Origin of the sequence: Serratia sp. LACPHL-BACT-2024-00286, assembly GCF_043109535.1 — a bacterium.
GTDB classification, from domain to species: domain Bacteria; phylum Pseudomonadota; class Gammaproteobacteria; order Enterobacterales; family Enterobacteriaceae; genus Serratia; species Serratia sarumanii.
Genome location: NZ_JBICNA010000009.1, coordinates 99506 through 119950 on the forward strand (window position 1 = coordinate 99506; position 20445 = coordinate 119950).

Annotated in this window: 19 protein-coding genes and 1 rRNA gene; 8 read left to right on the top strand and 12 right to left on the bottom strand. The window is 58.0% G+C overall.

Going from position 1 to position 20445, the window contains the following annotated elements:
- Positions 1 to 14 precede the first annotated feature (14 nt).
- From dtd to typA, 4 genes are all read right to left on the bottom strand, one after another.
- Positions 15 to 452, bottom strand: coding sequence for a D-aminoacyl-tRNA deacylase (gene dtd, locus ACF8MC_RS22850; protein WP_016929644.1), 438 nt, complete (start codon positions 450 to 452; stop codon positions 15 to 17).
- On the bottom strand, positions 449 to 1342 hold the full coding sequence (locus ACF8MC_RS22855) for a virulence factor BrkB family protein (RefSeq protein WP_033636493.1): 894 nt from the start codon (positions 1340 to 1342) through the stop codon (positions 449 to 451). Before ACF8MC_RS22855 ends, dtd begins: the two co-directional genes overlap by 4 nt.
- A 51-nt stretch (positions 1343 to 1393) precedes the next feature.
- Positions 1394 to 1984, bottom strand: coding sequence for a glucose-1-phosphatase (yihX, locus tag ACF8MC_RS22860; RefSeq protein ID WP_033636494.1), 591 nt, complete (start codon positions 1982 to 1984; stop codon positions 1394 to 1396).
- A gap of 166 nt (positions 1985 to 2150) precedes the next feature.
- Positions 2151 to 3974, bottom strand: a complete 1824-nt coding sequence (typA, locus tag ACF8MC_RS22865) for a ribosome-dependent GTPase TypA (RefSeq protein WP_004931243.1) — start codon at positions 3972 to 3974, stop codon at positions 2151 to 2153.
- A gap of 370 nt (positions 3975 to 4344) precedes the next feature.
- Here typA and glnA point away from each other — a divergent pair, with 370 nt between their 5' ends.
- From glnA to ACF8MC_RS22885, 4 genes are all read left to right on the top strand, one after another.
- Positions 4345 to 5754, top strand: coding sequence for a glutamate--ammonia ligase (gene glnA, locus ACF8MC_RS22870; RefSeq protein ID WP_004931244.1), 1410 nt, complete (start codon positions 4345 to 4347; stop codon positions 5752 to 5754).
- A gap of 193 nt (positions 5755 to 5947) precedes the next feature.
- Positions 5948 to 6997, top strand: coding sequence for a nitrogen regulation protein NR(II) (gene glnL, locus ACF8MC_RS22875; protein WP_004931246.1), 1050 nt, complete (start codon positions 5948 to 5950; stop codon positions 6995 to 6997).
- 8 nt (positions 6998 to 7005) lie between these two features.
- A complete protein-coding gene (gene glnG / locus ACF8MC_RS22880) occupies positions 7006 to 8418 on the top strand; it encodes a nitrogen regulation protein NR(I) (protein ID WP_015379452.1) in 1413 nt (470 codons plus the stop codon).
- A 113-nt stretch (positions 8419 to 8531) separates the two neighbouring features.
- Entirely contained in the window at positions 8532 to 8654 is a 123-nt protein-coding gene (locus ACF8MC_RS22885) for a YshB family small membrane protein (RefSeq protein WP_015379453.1), read from the top strand.
- A 34-nt stretch (positions 8655 to 8688) separates the two neighbouring features.
- On the opposite strand, the gene hemN is transcribed toward ACF8MC_RS22885, so the two are convergent.
- The 3 genes from hemN to ACF8MC_RS22900 all read right to left on the bottom strand — a co-directional run bounded on the left by hemN (position 8689) and on the right by ACF8MC_RS22900 (position 11013).
- Positions 8689 to 10062, bottom strand: coding sequence for an oxygen-independent coproporphyrinogen III oxidase (hemN, locus tag ACF8MC_RS22890; RefSeq protein WP_164105620.1), 1374 nt, complete (start codon positions 10060 to 10062; stop codon positions 8689 to 8691).
- 182 nt (positions 10063 to 10244) lie between these two features.
- Positions 10245 to 10784 (bottom strand): Der GTPase-activating protein YihI, encoded by a 540-nt coding sequence (gene yihI / locus ACF8MC_RS22895; protein ID WP_071883854.1) that lies wholly within the window; start codon positions 10782 to 10784, stop codon positions 10245 to 10247.
- Positions 10785 to 10809: 25 nt separating this feature from the next.
- A complete protein-coding gene (locus tag ACF8MC_RS22900) occupies positions 10810 to 11013 on the bottom strand; it encodes a hypothetical protein (RefSeq protein WP_223182053.1) in 204 nt (67 codons plus the stop codon).
- Positions 11014 to 11518: 505 nt separating this feature from the next.
- On the opposite strand from ACF8MC_RS22900, the gene yihA reads away from it, so the two are divergent.
- A complete protein-coding gene (gene yihA / locus ACF8MC_RS22905; protein ID WP_019452177.1) occupies positions 11519 to 12163 on the top strand; it encodes a ribosome biogenesis GTP-binding protein YihA/YsxC in 645 nt (214 codons plus the stop codon).
- A gap of 517 nt (positions 12164 to 12680) precedes the next feature.
- Here the strand turns inward: yihA and polA are convergent.
- Positions 12681 to 15482, bottom strand: a complete 2802-nt coding sequence (gene polA, locus ACF8MC_RS22910) for a DNA polymerase I (RefSeq protein WP_060424785.1) — start codon at positions 15480 to 15482, stop codon at positions 12681 to 12683.
- Positions 15483 to 15979: 497 nt separating this feature from the next.
- On the opposite strand from polA, the gene ACF8MC_RS22915 reads away from it, so the two are divergent.
- Positions 15980 to 16876 (top strand): acyltransferase, encoded by an 897-nt coding sequence (locus ACF8MC_RS22915; RefSeq protein ID WP_033636498.1) that lies wholly within the window; start codon positions 15980 to 15982, stop codon positions 16874 to 16876.
- A 46-nt stretch (positions 16877 to 16922) separates the two neighbouring features.
- Here ACF8MC_RS22915 and dsbA read toward each other — a convergent pair whose 3' ends face one another.
- The 3 genes from dsbA to ACF8MC_RS22930 all read right to left on the bottom strand — a co-directional run bounded on the left by dsbA (position 16923) and on the right by ACF8MC_RS22930 (position 18930).
- A complete protein-coding gene (dsbA, locus tag ACF8MC_RS22920; RefSeq protein ID WP_004931264.1) occupies positions 16923 to 17546 on the bottom strand; it encodes a thiol:disulfide interchange protein DsbA in 624 nt (207 codons plus the stop codon).
- A 29-nt stretch (positions 17547 to 17575) separates the two neighbouring features.
- Positions 17576 to 18562 (bottom strand): serine/threonine protein kinase, encoded by a 987-nt coding sequence (locus tag ACF8MC_RS22925; RefSeq protein WP_164105618.1) that lies wholly within the window; start codon positions 18560 to 18562, stop codon positions 17576 to 17578.
- A gap of 98 nt (positions 18563 to 18660) precedes the next feature.
- Positions 18661 to 18930, bottom strand: a complete 270-nt coding sequence (locus tag ACF8MC_RS22930; RefSeq protein WP_033638631.1) for a YihD family protein — start codon at positions 18928 to 18930, stop codon at positions 18661 to 18663.
- 148 nt (positions 18931 to 19078) lie between these two features.
- Here ACF8MC_RS22930 and mobA point away from each other — a divergent pair, with 148 nt between their 5' ends.
- Both mobA and mobB read left to right on the top strand, forming a co-directional pair.
- The gene (gene mobA / locus ACF8MC_RS22935) at positions 19079 to 19669 is read left to right on the top strand and encodes a molybdenum cofactor guanylyltransferase MobA (protein ID WP_033636501.1); all 591 of its coding nucleotides are present in this window, start codon (positions 19079 to 19081) and stop codon (positions 19667 to 19669) included.
- Positions 19666 to 20184, top strand: a complete 519-nt coding sequence (gene mobB, locus ACF8MC_RS22940; RefSeq protein WP_047569984.1) for a molybdopterin-guanine dinucleotide biosynthesis protein MobB — start codon at positions 19666 to 19668, stop codon at positions 20182 to 20184. Before mobA ends, mobB begins: the two co-directional genes overlap by 4 nt.
- Positions 20185 to 20256: 72 nt before the next feature.
- Here the strand turns inward: mobB and rrf are convergent.
- Positions 20257 to 20372 (bottom strand): 5S ribosomal RNA (rrf, locus tag ACF8MC_RS22945).
- Positions 20373 to 20445 lie beyond the last annotated feature (73 nt).

Sequence of the window (20445 nt, forward strand, 5' to 3'; positions counted from 1 at the left end):
TGTTCTCCGAATGCTTAGACCTGTAGCCAGAATGTCACCGGACCATCGTTGACCAGCGCCACCTGCATGTCGGCGGCGAATTCGCCGGTCTGGGTCTCTACGCCGCGTTCGCGGCACTGGCCAACAAAATATTGATACAACCGATCGGCGACCAAAGGTGCGGCGCCGCGCGAGAAGCTGGGCCGCATGCCCTTTTGGGTGTCCGCCGCCAGGGTGAACTGCGAAACGACCAGCACGCTGCCCCCGGCCTGCTGGACGTTGAGATTCATCTTGTCGTTCTCGTCGCCGAAAATGCGGTATCCCAACACGCGTTCGCACAGGCGCTGCGCTTTTTGCTCGTTATCGCCCTGCTCCACGCCCAATAACACTAACAAACCGGGGCCAATCTTGCCTACCGTCTCGCCACCCACCGTGACGCTGGCGTTTAACACCCGTTGAATCAACGCAATCATTCCTGCTGCCCTTCTGGTTTCTGTTCCTGTTGCTCCGCCTTCTGCCGGCGGTAGTCGCGGTATTCGCCGATGGTCACGGTGATTTCCGCGCCGAGTAACACGATACACCAGCTCCAGTAGACCCACAGGAATAAAATCGGGATCACCGCCAGCACGCCGTAAATCAGCTGGTAGGAAGGGAACATGGTGACGTACAGCGCGAATCCCTTCTTGCCCAGCTCGAACAGCAATCCGGCCACCAGCGCGCCAATCAGCGCATCTTTGGGCGGCACCCGCACCGTCGGCACGATGCAATACAGCAGCCAGAAGGAAGCGCACGACAAAATCAGCGGGAAGATGCGCAGCACCTGATCCACCAGGCCGTTGACGCCGGTCTGCGCCAGCCAGTTGAGCGACAGCAGGTAGGAGCTGATGGCCATGCTGGCACCCACCAGCAGCGGCCCCAGCGTCAGCACCATCCAGTACACGGCGAAGGAGAAGACGATCGGCCGCTTGTTCTTGCTGCGCCAGATGGTGTTCAGCACGCTGTCCACCGAGGAGATCAACAGCAGCGCGGTGACGATCAGCCCGCAGGTGCCGACGGCGGTCATCTTGTTGGAGTTGGCGACGAACTGTTCCAGGTAGTTCTGTATGACGTTGCCGGCGGCCGGCACGAAATTGGAAAAGATGAAGCTCTTCAGCTGTTCGCTGATGTCGGAAAACATCGGGAAAGCGGCGAACAGCGCGAACACCACGGTGACCAGCGGCACCAGCGACAATAGGGAAACATAGGCGAGATGGCCCGCCAACATCGTCAGGCCATCGTGATCGATACGCTGGTACAGCAGCCGTCCGAAGGTGACGCCGGGCTTAATCGCAGAGGGCAGCTTCTTGCGGCGGAAAAACGACATGGTCACTCCTTGATGTCCGTTGATACGCCTTAAGCTTAACGCGCCCTGCGCTCATTGAGCAAAATAGGCCGGCACCACGTCGCGATCGGTGACGTGCACCGTCTTGATCCCCAACGCCTGCGCGGCGAGGACGTTCGCCGGGTGATCGTCGAAGAACACCGCGTCGGCGGCGGCGGTGTTTTCCGCGGCCAGCACATGCTGGTAGATCTCGGCCTCCGGCTTGCGCATGCCGAGATCTTGCGACAGATAGAGGTGATCGGCGGCGGCGGCCACTTCAGGATAGTGCTGCGGCCAGTAGTTGCAGTGCAGACGGTTGGTGTTCGACAGCACCACCACCCGGTGGCCCTCGTTGCGCAGGCGCTGCATGATGTCGATCACTTCCGGGCGCAGCGCGACGAATACCGCCTGCCAGCCGGTGGCGAATTGCTCGAAGCTGAGCGCGATGCCCATTTCATCGCACAGCTTGCCGGCGAAGTCTTCGTCGCTGATTTCACCGCGCTCATGCTGCTGGAACACCTCACCCATAGTGAAACGATCGGACAGCACCGCCAACGGCGTGCCGCTCAAATTGCTCCACACGCCCAGCACACGCTTGAAATCGATATCGACGATCACATTACCTAAATCAAAGATATACAGCATAGTCCTCTCCTGATGGGCCGGTGAGATTTCACTGTAGCGGGAAAAGGAACAGCTGAACAGGGAACGAACGGAAAAGCGCATAGCGCGCCGCACAAACGGGGAACAACAGAGGAAAAAACTCAGGGCGCGAGAACCGCGCCCTAAGCATGAGACACTCAATCAGCGATTAAGCGTCTTTAGGACCGCGGCTGGCGCGCTTACGATCGTTTTCCGTCAGGTGACGCTTACGGATACGGATCGAGGTTGGCGTCACTTCTACCAGTTCGTCGTCATCGATGAACTCCAGAGCTTGCTCCAGGGTCATTTTGATGGCCGGAACCAGGGTAGTCGCTTCGTCAGTACCGGAAGCACGCATGTTGGTCAGCTTCTTACCGGTCAGGCAGTTTACGGTCAGGTCGTTGGAACGCGAGTGAATACCGATGATCTGGCCTTCATACACTTCCGCACCGTGGCCCAGGAACAGCTTGCCGCGATCCTGCAGGCCGAACAGCGCGAACGCGACCGCTTTGCCCTGGCCGTTGGAGATCAGCACGCCGTTCTGACGCTGGCCCACTTCGCCCGGACGCACGTCGTCGTAGTGGCTGAAGGTGGAGTACAGCAGACCGGTGCCCGAAGTCATGGTCATGAATTCGTTACGGAAGCCGATCAGACCGCGGCTTGGGATCACGTAGTCGAGACGCACGCGGCCCTTACCGTCCGGATCCATGTTTTTCAGGTCGGCTTTACGCTCGCCCATCGCCTGCATCACGGAACCCTGATGCTGCTCTTCGATATCCAGCGTCACGTTCTCGAATGGCTCCTGCTTGCGGCCATCGATTTCGCGGAAGATAACTTTCGGACGGGAAACCGCCAGCTCGAAACCTTCGCGACGCATGTTTTCGATCAGCACCGACAGGTGCAGTTCGCCACGGCCGGAGACGCGGAAGGCGTCCGCATCGTCGGTTTCTTCAACGCGCAGCGCCACGTTGTGCACCAGCTCTTTGTTCAGACGGTCAAGGATCTGACGCGACGTCACGTACTTGCCTTCTTTACCGCAGAACGGCGAGGTGTTGACGTTGAAGAACATGGTGACGGTCGGTTCGTCGACGGACAGCGCCGGCAGCGCTTCTACGGCGTTGGTGTCGCAGATGGTGTCGGAGATGTTCAGCTCGCCCAGGCCGGTGATGGCGATGATGTCGCCCGCTTCCGCCAGGGTGCTGTCGATACGCTCCAGACCCAGGTGGCCCAGCACTTTGCCCACTTTACCGTTGCGAGTTTTACCTTCGCTGTCGATGATGGTGACCTGCTGGTTCGGCTTCACTTTACCGCGCTTGATGCGGCCGATGCCGATAACGCCCAGGTAGTTGTTGTAGTCCAACTGGGAGATCTGCATCTGGAATGGCGCTTCCAGCTCAACCTGCGGCGCAGACACGTGGTCGACGATCGCCTGATACAGCGGGGTCATGTCTTCCGCCATGTCGGTGTGGTCGACGCCGGCGATGCCGTTCAGCGCAGAAGCGTAGATGATCGGGAAGTCGAGCTGCTCGTCGGTCGCGTCGAGGTTCACGAACAGGTCGAACACCTGATCCACAACCCAGTCAGGGCGCGCGCCAGGACGGTCAACCTTGTTGATGACCACGATCGGCTTCAGACCGTTGGCGAAGGCCTTCTTGGTCACGAAGCGGGTTTGCGGCATAGGGCCATCCATTGCATCCACAACCAGCAGCACCGAGTCAACCATCGACATCACGCGCTCTACCTCGCCGCCGAAGTCGGCGTGTCCCGGGGTATCCACGATGTTGATACGGTAACCGTTCCAATTAATGGCGGTGTTTTTTGCGAGGATGGTAATCCCACGCTCTTTCTCCAAATCGTTGGAGTCCATTACGCGTTCGGTGGCTTCCGCACGCTCTCCGAAAGTACCGGATTGTTGCAGCAGCTTATCAACCAGGGTGGTTTTACCATGGTCAACGTGGGCAATAATGGCGATGTTACGCAAATTTTCGATCACAGCTTTGCCTCGGGCATTAGAAATAGCGCGCTATTGTACACGTATTAAGCGAGGGACTAAACAAGATCACAACCATCTCTTATAAACAACCGCGTACCGGTCAGTTTGTGATCCCTTTCACGGTGCAAAAAGCCGCAATCGCTGCACTTTTGCACCACTTCAGTGCTCGCACCCACCGTTATTGCACCATAACAGTGCAATTTATCGTTGATGGTGCATACTGTGGCTGGGTAAAACCCGCGCAGAAAGGCGATGAACGCCTTTTTAAAAAGTTGGCACGCTTTTCGCTTTAGTCTTTTCAAGGCGAAAAAAAGCCAGTTCCACAGATTCGTTCCACGACGACGACAATGATAAACCGGGAGAGTTAAGTATGTCCGCTGAACACGTTTTGACGATGCTGAATGAGCATGAAGTGAAATTCGTAGACCTGCGTTTCACTGACACCAAGGGTAAGGAACAGCACGTGACTATCCCGGCTCACCAGGTAAACGCCGACTTCTTCGAAGAAGGCAAAATGTTTGACGGCTCCTCTATCGGTGGTTGGAAGGGCATCAACGAATCTGACATGGTGCTGATGCCGGACGCCAGCACGGCGGTTCTGGATCCGTTCTTCGAAGAACCTACCCTGATCATTCGCTGCGACATTCTCGAGCCGGGCACCATGCAAGGCTACGATCGCGACCCGCGCTCCATCTCCAAACGCGCCGAAGACTTCCTGCGCTCCTCCGGCATCGCGGATACCGTGCTGTTCGGGCCAGAGCCTGAGTTCTTCCTGTTCGACGACATCCGCTTCGGCAGCAGCATCCGCGGTTCCCACGTGGCCATCGACGACATCGAAGGCGCCTGGAACTCCGGCACAAAATACGACGGCGGCAACAAAGGCCACCGTCCGGCGGTGAAAGGCGGTTACTTCCCGGTTCCACCGGTCGACTCTTCGCAGGATCTGCGTTCCACCATGTGCTTGACCATGGAAGAGATGGGCCTGGTGGTTGAAGCGCACCACCACGAAGTGGCGACCGCCGGTCAGAACGAAGTGGCAACCCGCTTCAACACCATGACCAAGAAAGCCGACGAAATTCAGATCTACAAATACGTGGTGCACAACGTGGCGCACGCTTTCGGCAAAACCGCGACCTTCATGCCGAAGCCTATGTTCGGCGACAACGGTTCCGGCATGCACTGCCACATGTCGCTGTCCAAGAACGGCACCAACCTGTTCGCCGGCGACAAATACGGCGGCCTGTCTGAAACCGCGCTGTTCTACATCGGCGGCATCATCAAGCACGCCAAGGCGATCAACGCCCTGGCCAACCCGACCACCAACTCGTACAAACGTTTGGTGCCAGGCTACGAAGCGCCGGTGATGCTGGCTTACTCCGCCCGTAACCGCTCCGCGTCCATCCGTATCCCGGTGGTCGCCAGCCCGAAAGCGCGCCGCATCGAAGCCCGCTTCCCGGATCCGGCGGCTAACCCATACCTGTGCTTCGCCGCGCTGCTGATGGCCGGCCTGGACGGCATCATCAACAAGATCCACCCTGGCGACGCCATGGACAAAAACCTGTACGACCTGCCGCCGGAAGAAGAAGCCGAGATCCCAAAAGTGGCCGGCTCGCTGGACGAGGCGATGGCCGCACTGAACGAAGACCGCGAGTTCCTGACCCGCGGCGGCGTGTTCACCGACGATGCGATCGATGCCTACATCGAACTGCGCAAAGAAGAGATGGACCGCATTCGCATGACGCCACACCCGGTTGAGTTCGAACTGTACTACAGCGTCTAAGCCCTACCCGCGCCGTCTGCGCAGGCGGACGGCGCCCACATTTTTGTTATCGCTTTTTTGTTGCCGTGGAAACTTTCAGCCCATCTTCGGATGGGTTTTTTTCTCCACCGTATTTTCTGCAAAACTATTCCATACCGCGCCGATCCCGGATGGAGTAGGATAGATGCACTAAAAAGGTGCAGGAGTCTGCTGTATGGCAACTGGCAAGCTGCCCGATGCTGGGCAGATCCTCAATTCACTCATCAACAGCATCCTGCTGTTGGATGACTCTCTGGCGGTTCACTACGCCAACCCTGCGGCACAGCAATTGCTGGCGCAAAGCTCCCGCAAGCTGTTCGGCACGCCGCTGCCCGATTTGCTCGGTTATTTTTCGCTGAACGTCTCTTTGATGCGTGAAAGCCTGCGCGCCGGTCAGGGCTTCACCGACAACGAAGTGACCCTGGTGGTCGACGGCCGTGCGCATATCCTTTCCCTGACCGCTCAGGCGCTGCCGGAAGGCTATATTCTGGTCGAGCTGGCGCCGATGGACAATCAGCGCCGCCTGAGCCAGGAACAGCTGCAGCATGCCCAACAGGTGGCGGCCCGCGATCTGGTGCGCGGTTTGGCGCACGAGATTAAAAATCCGCTGGGCGGTCTGCGCGGCGCGGCACAGCTGCTGGCCAAGGCGCTGCCCGATCCGGCGCTGACCGAATACACCAAGGTGATCATCGAGCAGGCCGATCGGCTGCGCAATCTGGTGGATCGCCTGCTCGGCCCGCAGCGGCCCGGCCAGCACATCACCCAGAGCATCCATCAGGTCGCGGAGCGCGTCTGCCAACTGGTGTCGCTGGAAATGCCGGATAACGTCACGCTGGTGCGCGATTACGATCCGAGCCTGCCGGAAATGGCCCACGACCCGGATCAGATAGAACAGGTGCTGCTGAACATTACCCGCAACGCGCTGCAGGCGCTGGGCGAAGCGGGCGGCACCATCACGCTGCGCACCCGCACCGCGTTTCAGATTACGCTGCACGGCACCCGCTACCGGCTGGCGGCGCGCATCGACGTCGAAGACGACGGCCCCGGCGTGCCGGCGCAGCTGCAGGACACGCTGTTCTACCCGATGGTCAGCGGCCGCGAGGGCGGCACCGGCCTGGGATTATCCATCGCCCGCAATCTTATCGATCAGCATTGCGGAAAAATTGAATTCAACAGTTGGCCAGGTCATACCGAATTCTCGGTCTACCTGCCCATTCGTCAGTGAGGTTTGCTATGCAACGAGGGATAGTCTGGATCGTCGATGACGATAGCTCCATCCGCTGGGTGCTTGAGCGCGCGCTCACCGGCGCGGGCCTGAGCTGCGCCACCTTCGAAGGCGGCAATGACGTGCTGGAAGCCTTGGCCACGCAAACCCCCGACGTGCTGCTGTCCGATATCCGCATGCCAGGCATAGACGGCCTGGCGCTGCTCAAGCAGATCAAACAGCGCCACCCGATGCTGCCGGTGATCATCATGACCGCGCATTCGGATTTGGACGCCGCCGTCAGCGCCTATCAGCAAGGGGCCTTCGACTACCTGCCGAAGCCGTTCGATATCGATGAAGCGGTGGCGCTGGTCGAGCGCGCCATCAGCCATTATCAGGAGCAGCAGCAGCCGGTGCGCAGCCAGCCGGCCAGCGATCCGGCGGCGGACATCATCGGCGAGGCACCGGCGATGCAGGACGTGTTTCGCATCATCGGCCGGCTGTCGCGTTCGTCGATCAGCGTGCTGATCAACGGCGAATCCGGCACCGGCAAGGAGCTGGTGGCGCATGCGCTGCACCGCCACAGCCCGCGCGCCAAGTCGCCGTTCATCGCCCTGAACATGGCCGCCATCCCCAAGGATCTGATCGAGTCCGAGCTGTTCGGCCACGAGAAAGGCGCCTTCACCGGCGCGAACCAAATTCGTCAGGGCCGTTTTGAACAGGCCGACGGCGGCACGCTGTTCCTCGACGAGATCGGCGATATGCCGCTCGACGTGCAAACGCGCCTGCTGCGGGTGCTGGCGGACGGCCAGTTCTACCGGGTCGGCGGCTATGCGCCGGTGAAGGTCGACGTGCGCATCATCGCCGCCACGCACCAGAATCTGGAGCTGCGGGTGCAGGAAGGCAAGTTCCGCGAGGATCTGTTCCACCGCCTGAACGTGATTCGCGTACACCTGCCGCCGCTGCGCGAGCGCCGTGAAGACATCCCGCGGCTGGCGCGCCACTTCCTGCAGATCGCCGCCAAAGAGTTAGGCGTCGAGGCCAAGAACCTGCACCCGGAAACCGAAACCGCGCTGACCCGCCTGCCCTGGCCGGGCAACGTGCGCCAGCTGGAGAACACCTGCCGCTGGCTGACGGTGATGGCCGCCGGGCAGGAAGTGCTGATCCAGGATCTGCCGGGTGAGCTGTTCGAAACCGCCGCGCCGGAAAGCCCCAGCCACAGTCTGCCGGACAGCTGGGCCACGCTGCTGGCGCAGTGGGCCGATCGCGCGCTGCGTTCCGGTCATCAAAACCTGCTGTCGGAAGCGCAGCCGGAGATGGAGCGCACGCTGCTCACCACCGCGCTGCGCCACACCCAGGGGCACAAACAGGAAGCCGCGCGCCTGCTGGGCTGGGGGCGTAATACCCTGACCCGCAAGCTCAAAGAGCTGGGTATGGAATAGGAACGGGGATGGATGATGAAAAACGCCGTCCGGCGCACAAAAAAACGCCAACCGCAGGCTTTACAGCCGGTGCGGGCGCAGTATGATCGTGTCGCACACTCTGGAGGTTGACGATGCTGGACTCATTCATCGTATTCATTTCTCAGGGCGCGGAGCTGGGCTCCGCCGCCAGCCACACCCCGCAGGCGGCGGTTGCCGCGGTATTGTGCGCCGCGCTGATTAACTTCTTCAGTTAAAAAAACAGCCGCATCAGCGGCTGTTTTTTCATCCTCAGATCACCCGTGAGAACTGCTGGCTGCGCGCCTGTTGCCGCAGATAGCGATCGAAACACATGCAGATATTGCGGATCAGCAAGCGCCCGCGCGGCGTGACGCGAATGCCCTGCTCGTCGCGCTCCACCAGCCCATCGCGTTCAAACGGCGCCAGCAGCTGCAGGTCTTCGGCGAAGTAGGCGGTGAAATCGATGCCGTATTGCCGTTCGAGCGGCTGATACGCCAACCGGAAATTGCAGATCAGGGTTTTGATCAGATCGCGCCGCAGGCAATCGTCGTCCGTCAGCGCCAGCCCGCGCCACAGGGCGTTGCCCTGCGCCGGTACGCTGTCAGAGTAACGCTTCAGCTCTTTCTGGTTCTGCGCATAGCTGTCGCCGAGCATGCTGATGGCCGACACGCCCAACCCCAGCAGATCGCTGTCGCCCTGGGTAGTATAGCCCTGGAAATTGCGGTGCAGCTTGCCTTCGCGTTGGGCGATTGCCAGCTCGTCGTCCGGGCGCGCAAAGTGATCCATGCCGATGAACTGATAGCCGGCGCCGGTCAGGAAAGCGATGCTCTGTTGCAGGATATCCAGCTTCTGCTGGGCGCTGGGCAGATCGGCGTCTTTGATTTTGCGCTGGGCGGCGAACAAGTTCGGCATATGCGCGTAGTTGAACACGCTGAGGCGATCGGGATTCAATTCAGCCACCCGCTGCAGCGTGAAAGCGAAGCTTTCCGGCGTCTGTTTCGGCAGGCCATAGATCAGATCGATATTGGTCGAGCGGAAGCCCAGCGCTTTGGCCCGCTCAATCAGGGCGAAGATAAAGGCTTCGTCCTGCTCGCGGTTGACCAACTGCTGCACCTGTTTGTTGAAATCCTGCACCCCCATGCTCAGACGGTTAAAGCCTTCGGCGCGTAAATGATCGAGCACATCCAGCGCTATCTCGCGCGGATCGACCTCGATCGACATCTCCGCATCGGGCAGGAAATCAAAGTGTTCGCGCAGCAACGCCACCAACCGGCTGATTTGCGCTTTATCCAGGTAGGTCGGCGTACCGCCGCCCCAGTGCATCTGGCCGACCTTGCGGCCGGCGAACAGCGGCGCACGGCTGGCGATCTCTTGCGCCAAAACGTTCAGGTACTCGTCGGCCTTGTGGGTCTGGCGCGTCACCAGCTTGTTGCAGCCGCAGAAGTAACACAGCTTATGACAGAAAGGGATATGCACATACAGCGACAGCGGCCGCTCAGGGTAACGCGCAGCGGCGCGTTGAAACGCCGCTTCGTCGTAGCGCTGGTTAAACTCCAGCGCCGTGGGGTATGAAGTATAACGCGGCCCTGAGTAGTTATATTTTTGGATCAGGGCCAAATCCCAGACAATCGTCTGCTCTGACATGCTCACTCCTTCCGATATCTTTTTCTACCGGGCCTGGAGAGAGGCGGTTGTCTGCGCTGTCTGGCCACGGAAGCGCTGCGAAAACGCGCTTTGCGCTTAGACAGCCGCCATAGTTTACCGAATAACCACAGCAGATAACACATCAAGAGTAGGGCTATTGCCGGGATTAGCCACATAGCGCGTTAAAAAGCGTCTTTCGGGTTGCCGCCTTTCAGCAGCTTCAGAATATCTTCCTGCTTCTCTTCTTCTTCGTCGTCGTCTTCACCCAGTTCAATGCCCAACACGTCCATCAGCACATCGATGCGATCCAACGTTTTGTCGACATAGGTCTGCTCTTCCGCGTTCAGCGTTTCGCCATCGTCGATGCGATCCAGCAGCGCGTTCAGGCGTTCGTCATTTTCCAGCTTCGCCAGCTCTTCTTCCGGCGACAGGCGCGGTTTCGCTTCGGCCTTTGGCTTCGGCTGCGGTTTGGCCTTCACTTTGGTTTCGTCGACCACCAGCGCTACCGGCACTTTACTGCCGATACGCGGATCTTTGGCTTCCGCCGCCGATTTGTTCTTCTGGCTGCCGGACTCGACCTGGGTGCGCGAACCGGAAGCGTGGCCGCGGCGCTTTTTCAGGCGTTTGCGCTCGCGCGCTTCCTGATCGAGCTCCATACGGCTTTTCTTTTTCGTTTTTGACTTCGCCGCGCTGCCGCGAGGTGCTTTTGATGGCTGGTTCATAGCGTGTGCTCTTAGGTATGTAGATTCAGTATAGAATTGCGGCGGAATCTAGCAGAAAGCGGACAAAGAAAAAAGGCGGCAGGTTAAACCTGCCGCCTATTTCGCACCTTCTTGCGAAGGGTATTCCTGTTACGCGCTCCTTGCGCACATGCAACATCCCGGTTTTTCCTTCTGCTATAACCGCATTCCCTGCCACTACGTCCTTCATCCTGAAAGAAAAATCGTCCATGGCGCAATCCATTCGCATCCGCTCTTCCCGAGCGAGCTTCCTGCCGGCATCCAAACTGCCAATACTTCACCATCCGATGTGCCTGCCGCCTGTTCCGGTGCGAAAGGGTCACTTCCTGTTGCGTTCATCCTGGCACTCATTGCACGCCCTGTGCATTCCCTGAGATTTGTCATCCTTCCCGGATGTTCCTTAATCCTGCGCAACCCTGCGTTAACGACTACTTTACGTTATTGTTGCCAAGGCTCAAGGCACCTGACGCCGATTTGGACGACATTTCCCTACAACGAAAAAACAACATATTGTTTTTAAAATAAAAACAGAAACATCACTTTCGAATAAAGCGACATTACCCGCGATTCGAATGGCAAATGTCTCACAACGTACGCGCGGCATAACCGTCGTTTTATCGCGTCCCGCCGCTTAAAAACCGAGAAACACGCCATTTTTACCGCTGATGCAGTTATAATCGCCAACCAGTTAGCCATCCTCACGGAGACGAAAAATTTTGACCAGCAAGAACTACAACTATCATGTGACCCATTTCGTCACCAGCGCACCCGATATTCGCCATCTGCCGGGGGATGCAGGAATTGAAGTCGCCTTTGCCGGCCGTTCCAACGCCGGGAAATCCAGCGCGCTGAATACGCTGACCAACCAAAAAAGCCTGGCGCGCACCAGTAAGACGCCGGGGCGCACCCAGCTGATCAACCTGTTCGAAGTGGAAGACGGCATCCGCCTGGTCGACCTGCCGGGTTACGGCTACGCCGAAGTGCCGGAAGAGATGAAGCGCAAATGGCAGCGCGCGCTGGGCGAATACCTGCAGATGCGCAACAGCCTGAAAGGCCTGGTGGTGCTGATGGATATTCGCCATCCGCTGAAAGATCTCGACCAGCAGATGATCCAGTGGGCGGTCGACGTCGGCACGCCGGTGCTGGTGCTGCTGACCAAGGCCGACAAGCTGGCCTCCGGCGCACGCAAGGCGCAGCTCAATATGGTGCGTGAAGCGGTGCTGCCGTTTATGGGGGATATCCAGGTTGAAGCCTTCTCGTCGCTGAAGAAGATCGGCGTCGACAAGCTGCGCCAGAAGCTGGACACCTGGTTTAACGAGATCCCACCGGAAGTGCTGCCGGAAGACGAAGCCGGCGAATAAGCCCAGGCCGAACGCCAGAGCCGATGCCTCGCCGCATCGGCTTTTTTATACCCGCAGTTCAGCCGCAGGCGGGATTTTTTGTTATCTAATTACAGTTCTGAAATAAAGCCATCATAAAAACTTATCGCCAGGGCTGGCTTATCTCGCCGGATTACGCGAGTCGAAAGGAGGAAAGCTGGAACGAAAAGCGGTGCGGAGCGATAGGAAAAACGTATGGTTTGCTGCTGTTTTTACAATAAAAAACGCCCCAGTCAATACTGACTGGGGCGGCTAAATATTCAGCCAAATCCGATTACGTGAAGTAAAAGGTCTGAAAGATAGAACATCTTACCTCTGTACCCTACGCCTGTAACTCTACCTTATTTTTTCGCAGGGCAAAAGAATTTTTTGTAGTTTACTTACACAATTTGCGGCGCAAGAACGGCGAAGTTGGGGAAACTATCGCCGCATCTTGTAGCTTAATTACGAAAAGTGCTTAGGTTATCGCCAGTTAGCGCATCCGGCGATAACCCGGTAATCAGTGCGCCTCATCCCAGTTCATGCCGACGCCCACGTCGACCTTCAGCGGCACCGCCAGAGTCATGCTGCCTTCCATCAATTGACGGATGCGTTGGCTGGCTTCTTCGATCACCGACTCATGCACCTCAAATACCAATTCATCGTGCACCTGCATGATCGCGCGCACCAACGGCTTCTCCTGCCCTTGCAGCCAGGCGTCGACCTCGATCATCGCACGCTTGATGATATCGGCCGCGGTGCCCTGCATCGGGGCGTTGATGGCGGCGCGCTCGGCCGCCTTGCGGCGCATGGCGTTGCTGGAGCGGACGTCCGGCAGGTACAGGCGGCGCCCGTCCAGCGTGCTGACATAGCCCTGTTCGGAAGCCTGTTGACGGGTGCGCTCCATGTAGTCCAGCACGCCCGGGTAACGCTCGAAGTACAGATCCATATAGCGCTGGGCTTCCCCACGCGGGATCCCCAACTGGCGCGCCAGGCCGAAGGCGCTCATGCCGTAAATCAGGCCAAAGTTAATCGCCTTGGCGCTGCGGCGCTGTTCGCCGGTCACTTTATCCAACGGCACACCGAAGACTTCCGACGCCGTGGCGCGGTGAATGTCTTTCCCTTCGGCGAAGGCCTTCAGCAGCCCTTCATCCTGTGACAGATGCGCCATGATGCGTAGCTCGATCTGCGAGTAGTCGGCCGCGACGATGCGGTAGCCTTCCGGCGCGATGAAAGCCTGGCGGATGCGCCGCCCTTCTTCGTTGCGCACCGGGATGTTCTGCAGGTTCGGATCGCTCGAGGAGAGACGGCCGGTCGCAGTCACCGCCTGATGGTACGAGGTGTGTACCCGGCCGCTGACCGGGTTGATCATCAGCGGCAGCTTGTCGGTATAGGTGGTCTTCAGCTTCGCCAGGCCGCGGTATTCCAGGATCACCTTCGGCAGCGGGTAATCCAGCGCCAGCTCGGCCAGCACTTCTTCGTTGGTGGACGGCGCACCGCCCGGAGTTTTCTTCAGCACCGGCAACTTTTGTTTCTCGTACAAGATAGCCTGCAGCTGCTTGGTCGACGCCAGGTTGAACGGCTCTTCCGCCAGCTCGTGGGCCTGCGCCTCCAGCTCAGCCAGACGCTTGGCCAGCTCCTGGGAGTGGGCCGACAAAATGGCCGGATCGATCAGCACCCCGGTGCGTTCGATATGCGACAGCACCGGCAGCAGCGGCATTTCAATCTCGTTGAACACCGTCAGCAGCTCTGCGCTCTGTTTCAACTGCGGCCACATCGCCAGGTGCAACTGCAGCGTGACATCGGCGTCTTCGGCGGCGTAAGGCGCCGCCTGCTCCAGCGCGATCTGATTGAACGTCAGCTGGTTTTTGCCCTTGCCGGCGATCTCTTCGAAGGTGATGGTTTTATGGCTCAGATAACGATCGGCCAGGCTGTCCATATCGTGACGGCCGCCGACGCTGTCCAGCACATAGGACTCCAGCATGGTGTCGTAGGCGATGCCGCGCATCTCAATGCCGTAGCGCGCCAGCAGGCTCATGTCGAACTTCAAGTTTTGCCCGACCTTCAGCGCCTTCTCGTCCTCCAGCAGCGGCTTGAGCGCTTCCAGCACGTAGGCTCGGTCCAGCTGTGGCGGGGCGTCCAGATAATCGTGCGCCACCGGCAAATAAGCCGCTTCGCCCGGCGCGATCGCGAAGGACAGGCCGATCAGGTTGGCGGTCAGGGTATCCAGACCGTCGGTTTCGGTATCGAAGGCAAACACGTCGGCCTTTTTCAGCCGCGCCAGCCAGTCGGTAAAGGCCGATTCATCCAGAATGGTGACATAACCGTCCTGGGACAGCTTGGCCTCCGCCAGCGCCTTCGGCGCTTCCGCGGCGGCGGCGGCCGGTTTGGCGCCGCCGGCAGCTTTCGCTCCCGCGCCTTTCTTGTTTTCCAGCCATACGCCGGCTTCCACGTCCGCCAGCCAGCGTTTGAATTCGTACTGTTTGAACAGCTGCTGCAGCGTATCGACATCCGGTGCAGAGACCGTCAGATCCGCGCAGGTCAGATCCAGCTCAACGTCGGTTTTGATCGTCGCCAGCTTATAGGAGAGGTACGCGACCTCTTTGTTCTGCTCCAGCTTGGCCGCCATGGTTTTGGCGCCGCGGAAGCTCAGCGTGGCGATATTCTCCAGATTGCCGTACAGCGCATCCAGCCCGCCGATACCCTGCAGCAACGCCTGAGCGGTTTTCTCACCCACGCCCGGCACGCCGGGAATGTTGTCCGATGAATCGCCCATCAGCGCCAGGAAGTCGATGATCAGCTCCGGCGGAATACCGTATTTGTCGCACACTTCCTGCGGGCCGAGGATGGTGTTGTTCATGGTGTTGATCAGGGTGACGTTCGGCGTCACCAGCTGCGCCATGTCTTTGTCGCCGGTGCTGATCAGCACCGCGTGGCCAGCTTTTTCGGCCTCCAGCGCCAGCGTACCGATAACGTCGTCCGCCTCAACGCCGGGCGTCACCAGCAGCGGCAGGCCCATCGCCTTGACCATGTTATGCAGCGGCTCGATCTGCGCACGCAGATCGTCCGGCATCGGTGGCCGGTGCGATTTGTATTCGGCGAAGAGATCATCGCGGAAGGTCTTCCCTTTGGCATCAAACACCACGGCAACGTGGCTCGGTTGATACTGCAGCAGCAGGCTGCGCAGCATATTCAGCACGCCGTACATCGCGCCGGTCGGCTCGCCCGCCGAGTTGGTCAGCGGCGGGAAGGCGTGATAAGCGCGGTAGAGGTAGGAGGAACCGTCAACCAGGATTAGTGGGTTTTCTGCAATCTGGGCCATAGCGTTTCTTTATCGTGATCGGACATAGGGGTAAGCATGCCATAGCTGGCCGCCGGAGACGAACCTTAGCGTGCATTGCGGACGAAAATGATGAGATTGTGCGCGAGGATCCGCAAGATCTTACCTGTGGATAACTTTGTGCATAGAAAAGAGACCGAATTATAACGTTGTGATTATCGTTATAACGGCGAATAAAATTCCTATTTAAATCACCGCGTTAAAAGAACGAATTCCGGCGACGCTTTATTACTGGCTTTTATTGGATTTGTGGATATAACTTTCGCCGGATTTTAATCGCACTATTAATCAAATTCGGCGCCTCAATTACCTTAGCACAAGCTGGACAAGTTGCACAAAAACTCGGCAAATGGTTATCCGGCGAGGCCAAAAACAGTGATTTTTAGCGGCGCTTTACCCCGACATTCTCTGTTAAAATAGGCTTTTGTTCATGCGCTTCGGCATGCAACGATGTTCCCAACAACCGTCAGCCCATAACCATGCCAAGATTGTTAACGCCTGTTATCTTTATCATTTCCGTCATACTCACCATTCTGGTGACGGTGTTGTGTTCTATCCCCATCACGCTGGCCGGCATCGTGAAACTCCTGGTGCCCATTCCCGCCGTCTGGCGATATATCTCGGCTTTCGCCGATTTCATGATGTGGTGTTGGTGTCAGGGGCTGGCGCTGTTATTGCGCATTAACGGGCAATTGCGTTGGGATATTGAAGGGCTGGAAGGGCTGGATCGCAAAAACTGGTATCTGCTGATCAGCAACCACGAAAGCTGGTCGGACATTGTCGTGTTGTGCGTGCTGTTCAGAAATCATATTCCAATGAATAAGTATTTCCTCAAGCAACAGCTCGCCTGGGTGCCTTTTGTCGGCCTGGCCTGCTGGGCGCTGGATATGCCATTCATGAAGCGTTACTCCCGCGCCTATTTGCTCAAGCATCCGGAGAAGCGCGGCAAGGATATCGAAACCACGCGCCGTTCCTGCGAAAAATTCCGTCAACGTCCAACCACCATCGTCAATTTCGTCGAAGGTTCGCGCTTCACCGAAGCCAAGAAAATTAAAAGCAATTCGCCGTATCGCAATTTGCTGGCGCCCAAAGCCGCCGGCATCGCGTTTACCCTTAGCGCGCTGGGCAATCAGTTCGACAAAGTGTTGAACGTCACCCTGCTCTATCCGGAAAATAACCAACGGCCTTTTCTGGATATGCTGTGCGGTCGTTTGACGCGCATCGTGGTAAGAATAGAGACGCTACCGATCGATGAAACCCTGCACGGGGACTATTTCAACGACAAGCAGTTCAAGCGGCGTTTCCAACTGTGGCTGAATACGCTGTGGCAGGAAAAAGACCGGCTGCTGGATAAATTGAAGCGGCAATACGGATAAAAAAACGCCGGCAACGAACGCCGGCGTTTTTCATGTTGAATCTGGCTTATTTCTGCTGGCTGAGGAATTTAACCACGTCGGCGAACTGCTTCACGTAAGCGTCCATCGAGCTGGTGTCCAGGCCATCGTTTTTAACCATGTATTTGCCGTTCACGAATACCGCCGGCACACCGCGCAGCTGCAGATCTTCCGCGGCTTTCTCCTGTTGAACCACCAGAGATTTCACCACGAAGCTGTTCCATGCCGCGTCATAATCTGCGGCGGTCACGCCCGCTTTCACGAAGACGTTACGGATATCGTCCGGCGTTTGCACGGTCTGGGTTTTCTGCACCGCTTCAAACATCAACGGGCTTACCTTGTCTTCCACGCCCAGCGCCATCGCCACCGCCCATGCCTGAGTCAGCTGTTTGCCCAGCGGCCCCAGGAACTCAACGTGGTACTTGGTCATTTTGGTGCCGGCAGGCAGCGCCTTCTTCACGTTCTCGGACACGTGATAGACCTGCTCGAACTGGTAGCAGTGCGGGCAGTAGAAGGAGAAGAACTCCAGCACCTGAGGCTCACCGGTCACCGGCTTGTCCAGGGTCACGTACTGAGCGCCATCGCTGAACTGTGCCGCCGAGGCACTGAAGGCCATCACCATGCCAACGAGCGCCAACCATATTTTTTTCATAAGACTAAACTCTCCATTGTGTTAAAGCTTCAATACATTGGCGTCAGCTGCAGAGGGGGCTCCTGCAACAGCTTAACCTGTTCGGTGAAGGCCGCAGTCTGAGACAACCAGAAATCAGACTCCGCCATCCACGGAAAACTCTTAGGGAAGGCCGGATCCTGCCAACGGCGGGCGACCCAGGCCAGGTAATACACCATGCGCATCGCGCGCAGCGGCTCAATCAACGCCAGCTCGCGTTGGTCGAACTCGGCAAATTCGCCGTACGCTTCCAGCAAGACGTCCAGCTGCATCAATTGATCGCGCCGCTCACCGTGCAGCAGCATCCACAAATCCTGCACCGCCGGGCCGTTACGCGCGTCATCAAGATCGACGAACAGCGGGCCGTCGCGCCACAGAATATTGCCGGGATGGCAATCACCGTGCAAACGGCGCGGCTGCCAGTCCAGATGCCAGTGCGCCTTGATCGCCGCAATCAGGTTGTCCGTTGCCAGCAGGAACGCGTCACACTGTGCTGCCGGCAACAGCCCGCAATCGGCCAACACCTGACGCGGGGCGGTGAGATACTCTTCAACCCCCATCGTCGGCCGTTCGGCGAACAAACGCTCGCCGCCGACCTGATGGATACGGCCCAGGAAACGACCCACCCATTCCAACTGATCCAGGTTGTCTATCTCATATTGGCGCCCGCCCACGCTGGGAAACAGGGTAAAGAAGAATCCACCGTGCGTATGCAGCGTAGCGCCTTGCAGCGCCAGCGGCGCCACCGCCGGAATTTCCGCGCTGGCCAGATCCAGAGCGAACTGATGTTCCTCACCGATTTGTGCGGCGTTCCAGCGCTCCGGGCGGTAAAACTTCACCACGTAGCGCCGGCGATCTTCATCCATAAACTGATAGACGCGGTTCTCATAGCTGTTCAGCGCCGTCAGGCCGGAATCGACGCGCAGGCCAACCCCTTCTAGCGCGTCCATAATCAAATCGGGCGACAGGGTGTCGAAATTAAAAGCAGAGTTATTCATAACGTTCGTTTGATCGCTGACAGCACGGTGCCGGGAATGAGAAATAGTAGCATTAATGACGCCTTTCACGAGCTATGCTTTCTCGCACCGCGCGAGGATCAGTCCTTGATAACGCCGCGAGCGCGCAACAGCGCCGTTTTAAAATCTTCTTCGTAATCTTTCTTCAGGCCCGGGATCTGATCCGTGCCGGCGCTGCCGCGCATTTTCAGATGGTAAATAAGAATATCGTCGCTCAGTTCGGACAACTCGCCCTGGAAGCCCGCTTCCTGCGCCAGCTTTTGCAAAAACTGCATCAAATTGAGATCGGGATCTTCCTGCCAGGCCGGGTGCAACAGCTCGATCAACTCGTTTACGCGATGCGTTTTCATCTCAATATCGTCCAATAGCATGAATAAACTCACAAAGTAACAGGCTTACCCACGCAGTGAAAGAACCGGCTTGTCAATAAAGGTAAATCCTGATGTCGCGCCAGCTTTAGCGCTACAATCAGCGCATCGACAAGGCGGGATAAACGAGATGCATAAAGAAATCAGCGGCGTCATTTTGGCCGGCGGACGGGCCACGCGTATGGGCGGTGAAGACAAAGGCCTGGTGTCGATTGCCGGTATCGCACTCTATCAACACGTATTGGCTCGGTTACGGCCGCAAGTGGCTTCTGTCGCCATCAGCGCCAATCGCAATCAGGCACGTTACCAGGCGAGCGGTTTGCCGGTGATTGGCGATCTGACGCCCGATTTCGCCGGGCCGTTGGCCGGGATGCTCGCCGGGCTCAAACAGGCCCCCAGCGAGTGGGTGGCCTTCGTCCCTTGTGACGTCCCCGACTTTCCCGCCGATTTAGTCGCGCAGCTATGGCGGCAAAAAGGCGCGGCGCCAGCAGCCTTTGCCAGCGATGGTGAACGAGATCACCCTACGCTGGCATTATTGCATACCCAAATAGCGCCGCAGCTGGCCGACTATCTGGCGCGCGGTGAACGCAAGCTGATGCTGTTCTTGCATCAGATTAACGCACAACGCGTGGTGTTCAGCGGGCAGCAAACGGCATTTCATAACCTGAATACGCCGGAAGACTGCCTGCACTGGCAGCAAGCACGAGAGCTAAAAACATGAATCGTTCATTGCCCCCTTTGCTGGCCATCGGCGCCTACAGCGGGACGGGGAAAACCACCCTGCTCAAGCAATTGATCCCAATGCTGAAACAGCGCCAGGTGCGGGTTGGGCTGATAAAGCATACGCATCACGACATGGATGTGGATACGCCGGGTAAAGACAGCTATGAGCTGCGCAAAGCGGGTGCCGACCAAACGCTGGTCGCCAGCGATCGCCGTTGGGCATTGATGACCGAAACGCCGGAGCAACAACCTTTGGATCTACGCTACCTGGCAGGGCGTTTTGACGCCGATAAGGTCGATTTGATTCTGGTGGAAGGGTTCAAACATGAGCCGGTCAGCAAGATCCTGCTATATAGGGCCGAGATCGGCAGACCGCTGGAAGACATGCTGGATCAGTTTGTCGTGGCGGTAGCCAGCGACCGGCCGCTATCCATCGCGGCTAAGCAGTTGGATCTCAATCAACCGGAAAGCATCGCCGACTTTATTGTCGAGTGGTTGAAAGGCGCAGCGTAGCTGCGCTTTTTTGCGTTTTACGCATAGCAAAAAGCCCTGAACTGATGTTCAGGGCTTTCGGCTTGGTTTGATGCCTGGCAGTGTCCTACTCTCGCATGGGGAGACCCCACACTACCATCGGCGCTACGGCGTTTCACTTCTGAGTTCGGCATGGGGTCAGGTGGGACCACCGCGCTATTGCCGCCAGGCAAATTCTGTTTCATTCCAACCGCTTCACTTTCGTGTCGCCATCAGAACCAATCTCGGAACTTCGCTGAAAAT

Excerpts from the sequence above, each read along its gene's own strand:
- dtd (WP_016929644.1), bottom strand. The coding sequence starts at position 452 with ATGATTGCGTTGATTCAACGGGTGTTAAACGCCAGCGTCACGGTGGGT.
- ACF8MC_RS22855 (WP_033636493.1), bottom strand. The coding sequence starts at position 1,342 with ATGTCGTTTTTCCGCCGCAAGAAGCTGCCCTCTGCGATTAAGCCCGGC.
- yihX (WP_033636494.1), bottom strand. The coding sequence starts at position 1,984 with ATGCTGTATATCTTTGATTTAGGTAATGTGATCGTCGATATCGATTTC.
- glnA (WP_004931244.1), top strand. The coding sequence starts at position 4,345 with ATGTCCGCTGAACACGTTTTGACGATGCTGAATGAGCATGAAGTGAAA.
- glnL (WP_004931246.1), top strand. The coding sequence starts at position 5,948 with ATGGCAACTGGCAAGCTGCCCGATGCTGGGCAGATCCTCAATTCACTC.
- glnG (WP_015379452.1), top strand. The coding sequence starts at position 7,006 with ATGCAACGAGGGATAGTCTGGATCGTCGATGACGATAGCTCCATCCGC.
- ACF8MC_RS22885 (WP_015379453.1), top strand. The coding sequence starts at position 8,532 with ATGCTGGACTCATTCATCGTATTCATTTCTCAGGGCGCGGAGCTGGGC.
- hemN (WP_164105620.1), bottom strand. The coding sequence starts at position 10,062 with ATGTCAGAGCAGACGATTGTCTGGGATTTGGCCCTGATCCAAAAATAT.
- yihI (WP_071883854.1), bottom strand. The coding sequence starts at position 10,784 with ATGAACCAGCCATCAAAAGCACCTCGCGGCAGCGCGGCGAAGTCAAAA.
- ACF8MC_RS22900 (WP_223182053.1), bottom strand. The coding sequence starts at position 11,013 with ATGGACGATTTTTCTTTCAGGATGAAGGACGTAGTGGCAGGGAATGCG.
- polA (WP_060424785.1), bottom strand. The coding sequence starts at position 15,482 with ATGGCCCAGATTGCAGAAAACCCACTAATCCTGGTTGACGGTTCCTCC.
- ACF8MC_RS22915 (WP_033636498.1), top strand. The coding sequence starts at position 15,980 with ATGCCAAGATTGTTAACGCCTGTTATCTTTATCATTTCCGTCATACTC.
- dsbA (WP_004931264.1), bottom strand. The coding sequence starts at position 17,546 with ATGAAAAAAATATGGTTGGCGCTCGTTGGCATGGTGATGGCCTTCAGT.
- ACF8MC_RS22925 (WP_164105618.1), bottom strand. The coding sequence starts at position 18,562 with ATGAATAACTCTGCTTTTAATTTCGACACCCTGTCGCCCGATTTGATT.
- ACF8MC_RS22930 (WP_033638631.1), bottom strand. The coding sequence starts at position 18,930 with ATGAAAACGCATCGCGTAAACGAGTTGATCGAGCTGTTGCACCCGGCC.
- mobA (WP_033636501.1), top strand. The coding sequence starts at position 19,079 with ATGCATAAAGAAATCAGCGGCGTCATTTTGGCCGGCGGACGGGCCACG.
- mobB (WP_047569984.1), top strand. The coding sequence starts at position 19,666 with ATGAATCGTTCATTGCCCCCTTTGCTGGCCATCGGCGCCTACAGCGGG.